Annotated in this window: 4 protein-coding genes and 1 pseudogene; 4 read left to right on the forward strand and 1 reads right to left on the reverse strand. The window is 66.1% G+C overall.

The genetic code is table 11. The features are described from left to right. The 3 genes from dnaK to dnaJ all read left to right on the forward strand — a co-directional run. The coding region (gene dnaK, locus AC1DWT_RS49350) for a molecular chaperone DnaK (RefSeq protein WP_477926074.1) at positions 1 to 1,449 on the forward strand (1,449 nt) is incomplete at its 5' end. Beyond that, positions 1,446 to 2,117, forward strand: a complete 672-nt coding sequence (gene grpE, locus AC1DWT_RS49355; RefSeq protein WP_072948693.1) for a nucleotide exchange factor GrpE — start codon at positions 1,446 to 1,448, stop codon at positions 2,115 to 2,117. The genes dnaK and grpE, both read left to right, overlap by 4 nt. Before the next feature lie 83 nt (positions 2,118 to 2,200). After that, positions 2,201 to 3,397, forward strand: a complete 1,197-nt coding sequence (dnaJ, locus tag AC1DWT_RS49360; protein WP_206015478.1) for a molecular chaperone DnaJ — start codon at positions 2,201 to 2,203, stop codon at positions 3,395 to 3,397. 77 nt (positions 3,398 to 3,474) lie between these two features. Here the strand turns inward: dnaJ and AC1DWT_RS49365 are convergent. Further along, positions 3,475 to 3,627, reverse strand: a pseudogene (locus AC1DWT_RS49365) (ParA family protein); the annotation flags it as partial. 74 nt (positions 3,628 to 3,701) lie between these two features. On the opposite strand from AC1DWT_RS49365, the gene nrdF reads away from it, so the two are divergent. Further along, entirely contained in the window at positions 3,702 to 4,682 is a 981-nt protein-coding gene (gene nrdF, locus AC1DWT_RS49370) for a class 1b ribonucleoside-diphosphate reductase subunit beta (RefSeq protein WP_206015479.1), read from the forward strand. The last annotated feature ends 409 nt before the right edge of the window (positions 4,683 to 5,091 follow it).

The raw sequence follows: 5,091 nt of genomic DNA on the forward strand, positions 1-5,091 counted from the left end.
GGCCAGATCGCCGGCCTCAACGTCCTGCGCATCGTCAACGAGCCCACCGCGGCCGCACTGGCCTACGGCCTCGACAAGGGCGACAAGGAACAGACCATCCTGGTCTTCGACCTCGGTGGCGGCACCTTCGACGTCTCGCTGCTCGAGATCGGCGAGGGCGTCGTCGAGGTCCGGGCCACGTCCGGCGACAACCACCTCGGTGGTGACGACTGGGACGACAGGATCGTGAAGTGGCTGGCCGAGAAATTCAAATCGCACAACGGGTTCGATTTGACGAAGGACAAGATGGCGATGCAGCGGCTGCGAGAGGCCGCGGAGAAGGCCAAGATCGAACTGAGCTCGTCGCAGAGTACGTCGATCAACCTGCCCTACATCACCGTCGATGCGGACAAGAACCCGCTGTTCCTCGACGAGCAACTCTCGCGCAGCGAGTTCGAGAAGATTACGTCCGATCTCCTCGACCGTACCCGGGCTCCGTTCCAATCGGTGATCAAGGACGCGAAGATCTTGGTCAAGGACATCGACCACGTCGTGCTCGTCGGCGGTTCCACCCGCATGCCCGCTGTGACGAATCTGGTGCGCGAGTTGACCGGCGGGAAGGAACCGAACAAGGGCGTCAACCCGGACGAGGTCGTCGCCGTCGGCGCCGCCCTGCAGGCCGGCGTGCTCAAGGGCGAGGTCAAGGACGTGCTGCTCCTCGATGTCACCCCGCTGTCCCTCGGCATCGAGACCAAGGGTGGCGTGATGACCAAGCTCATCGAGCGCAATACCACCATCCCGACCAAGCGGTCCGAGACCTTCACCACGGCTGACGACAACCAGCCCTCGGTGCAGATCCAGGTGTTCCAGGGTGAGCGAGAGATCGCCTCGCACAACAAGCTGCTCGGCTCGTTCGAGCTGGCGGGGATTCCGCCGGCACCGCGTGGCGTGCCGCAGATCGAGGTCACCTTCGACATCGACGCCAACGGCATCGTGCATGTGACCGCGAAGGACAAGGGCACCGGTAAGGAGAACACGATCAAGATCCAGGAGGGCTCGGGCCTGTCCAAGGAGGAGATCGACCGGATGATCAAGGACGCCGAGGCACATGCCGCGGAGGACGCTCAACGCAGAGAGGAGGCGGAGGTCCGCAACCAGGCCGAGTCGCTGGTGTATCAGACCGAGAAGTTCATCAAGGACAACGAGGACAAGGTGCCCGCCGACGTCAAGGAAAAGGTCGAGGCGTCGATCACCAATGCCCAAGAGAAGTTGAAAGGCAGCGACGTCGCGGCCATCAAAGAGGCCATCGAAAAACTGACCACCGACTCGCAATCCCTGGGCCAGGCGATCTACGACGCACAGGCGAAGGACTCGGCCGCCGCCGGCGGAGGGAACGGCGCCTCGGAAGGGGCCGGTGAAGTCTTCGACGCTGAGGTGGTGGACGAACCTGGACGGGAGGACACCCGATGACCAGCAGCGAGCGGCGCAACGGCGACAAGCCGCCGCGGGAACCGATCGCGATCACCGACAAACGCCGTGGCGATCCGGACACCGGCCGGGTACGCGAGCACACCCCGAGCGAGCCCGTCACCCCGACCCCACAACGGGAACCCGACCCGACCACGCCGGACGCCGAGATGCACCCTGGGTACCGGACTGATCGGGAGGCGGGCGAACACCCTGATCGAGTGGCGGAGTTGACCGCCGATCTGCAGCGGGTGCAAGCCGAGTACACCAACTACCGGCGCCGAATAGAACGCGACCGGCACCTGGCGGTCGCGGCCGCGATGGCATCGGTGGCGGCGAAGTTTCTCGGGATCCTCGACGATCTCGACCGAGCCCGCGAGCACGGCGACCTCGAATCCGGACCACTGGCTGCGATCGCGGCCGAACTCGGTGCGATCCTGAGCGGCCTGGGGGTGGCMGCATTCGGTGAAGAGGGCGACCGCTTCGATCCCACCCTGCACGAAGCAGTCCAGCACGAAGGCGCTGGGGGCGATCCCGTCGTGGGCAGGGTGCTGCGACGCGGCTACACATTCGGTGGCGGCAAGGTGCTGCGGACCGCGACAGTCACCGTGGTCGAGGGACCCGCTCGGCCAGGGGACGTCACGGGCACAACATCGGGCGACGATTCCTGAGACGCCGCCCACGAACCCGTCAACGCCGTTCTTGGCGCGTAGCCCTTTTCCAGCTACCGGCCAGAGGGAAAGGAGGATTCTCGGTGACGCAGCGGGAATGGCTCGACCGCGACTTCTACGCCGCTCTGGGTGTCCCTTCAACGGCGTCGGCCGAGGAAATCAAGAAGGCATACCGCACATTGGCTCGGGAGCTGCATCCGGACGCAAACCCGCACAACACCCAGGTAGGGGAACGGTTCAAGGCCGTCAGCGAGGCGTACGCGGTGCTATCTGACCCTGCCAAACGCAAGGACTACGATCGCACGCGCCGGCTGTTCCGATCCGGGGCGTTCGCGAGGACGGGTTTTCGTCCTGAAGCTGGCACCACCACCACCGCCGCGCGCGCCGGGTCGGGCGGCTTCGACTTCGGGGACCTGTTCGGGAGCCATTCACCCTTCACCGTGGGCGATCCTCTGGGCGGGGTGGGTGATGTGCTCGGAGACCTGTTCCGGCGCGCCGGAACCCGAGCGGCGTCGGCCCGGCCGAGGCGGGGCAGGGACGTCGAGACCGAGACCCGGCTGTCCTTCCGGGAGGCGGTCGCCGGGATGGTGTTGCCGCTGAGGGTGAGTGGGCCGATGGTGTGCACCAGCTGTCACGGCTCCGGCGCACGACCGGGAACCCGGCAACGGACCTGCCCACACTGCCACGGCGTCGGGACGCGCAACCGGAATCAGGGCGGCCTCGGGTTCGGCGAACCCTGCGACGATTGCCGGGGCACGGGATCGATCGTCGACACCCCCTGCCCGGACTGCCAGGGCGCCGGGATCGGGGACCGCACCCGCACCATCTCCGTCCATGTCCCGCCCGGAGTGAGCGACGGGCAACGCGTCCGGCTACCCGCGCAGGGTGAACCCGGTCTCGCCGGGGCACCGTCGGGGGACCTGTATGTCACCGTGCGGGTGGACCCGGACCCGGTGTTCGCCCGCAGCGGCGATGATCTCACCGTCACCGTTCCCGTGTCCTTCGCCGAACTTGCCTTGGGGACAGTGCTGTCCGTGCCCACCCTCGATGGCCAGATCAGTGTGAAGATCCCGCCAGGCGCCCAGTCCGGGAAAACGTTCCGGCTGCGCGGACGCGGGGTGGCCCACCGCGGCGCCGCGGTCGGCGATCTGCTGGTAACCGTAGAGGTCGCGGTCCCGCCCGAACTTGACCACGAGGCTGCCGAGGCGCTGCGTGCGTACGCCCGGGCAGAGGAAACAAGCGGATTCGACCCCCGCGCCGGATGGGCCGGAAAAAGATAATGCCGAGAAAAGAGGTCGGCGTGATCGCCTCGGGCAGTCCCGTCGGAGCCGTTCTTCGGGATAGGGGACTACGAAGTCCTGGTCTCCCTGAGGTCGAGCTTGCCGTCCCGCGGATCCCAGTTGTCGATCACCACGGTGTTACGGAATGCCGCAGGCTCGAGCACCTTTCGGATCGTGTGGGCGGTCGGGTCGAGCGCGAGCGGTTCGGTTTCCATCGGCACGGTGACGTGTGCGGTGGACAATTCTGCGGTGGGACAATGAAGTGTCGTCACGACCACGCGCCCGTCGAGGAGGCGCATCCGCAGTGACATCACGAAACGAAGGTCGGCGCCTCGACCGCGTCCACGCGATCGACTGGAACCGGGTGCCCGATGCGACGGACGCCGCCGTGTGGGATCGGCTGACCCGCAACTTCTGGCTCCCGGAGAAAGTGCCGCTGTCCAACGATCTTCGCTCCTGGCAGACGTTGACCCCGGCCGAGCGGCAGATGACCGTCCGGGTGTTTACAGGGCTGACGCTGCTCGACACTGCCCAGGCCACCGTGGGGGCAGTCGCCATGATCGCCGACGCCGTCACCCCGCACGAGCGGTCGGTGCTGACCAACATGGCCTTCATGGAGTCGGTGCACGCCAAGAGCTACAGTTCGATCTTCTCCACCCTGTGCTCGACACGGCAGATCGACGAGGCGTTCACCTGGTCGGAGGAGAACGCTCACATGCAACGCAAGGCCCAGATCGTCCTCGACTACTACCGCGGCGACGACGCGCTCGCACGCAAGGCGGCCTCGGTGATGCTCGAATCGTTCCTGTTCTACTCGGGGTTCTACCTGCCTCTGTACTGGTCCTCACGGGGCAAGCTCACCAACACCGCCGACCTGATCCGACTGATCATCCGCGACGAGGCGGTGCACGGGTTCTACATTGGCTACAAGTGTCGGCGCGTGCTCGAGCGGATGCCCGTCGGCCTGCGGGCCGCCCACCACAACTACACCCACGAGCTGCTGCACGCCCTGTACGAAAACGAGGTCGGGTATGCGCGGGATCTGTACGATGAGGTCGGCTGGACCGAGGACGTGCTGCCGTTCATGCGGTTCAATGCGAACAGGGCGCTGGCGAACCTCGGCTACCACCCCGCGTTCCGGGACGACGAGTGCCAGGTGAATCCAGCGATCCTCGCTGCCCTGGACCCCGGCGGCGGGGAGACGCACGAGTTCTTCTCCGGTGCCGGCAGCTCGTACGTGATTGGCAAGCACCAGCACACCGAGGACGCAGACTGGGACTTCTGACCCGTGTGGTTGCCTCGTCACGGTCGGAGATCGCTTGGGATGGGACCAATCCCGAGGAGAAGCGGCTCGGCCGATCCGTGACGATGTCCGCGATTACGTGGTCGACTGTCTCGGTGACCGCGCTGGGGCGTTGATCGTCGGCGACACCGGTTCGGAGAAGAAGGGCGCGCCCCACGATCGAGGCGTGGCGCCATACGGCGGAGGTGTACGCCGATCCGGAGCTCGCTCGGATCCTGTCGACGCCGTCCATGGGTGATGTGGGGGCCCTGCCACTGCGAGAAAAAGGGGTGGAGTAGTCCCCGGACGGTGGTTCGATCTTCGGCTACTGAGCCGACTATCCCGTGGATTCGGATCTTCACCACCCGTACCTTCGTCACCGGCGTATTCCTGGTGATGAGTGTGTACGCCA

It is taken from the genome of Rhodococcus sp. P4_B6 (assembly GCF_056402215.1).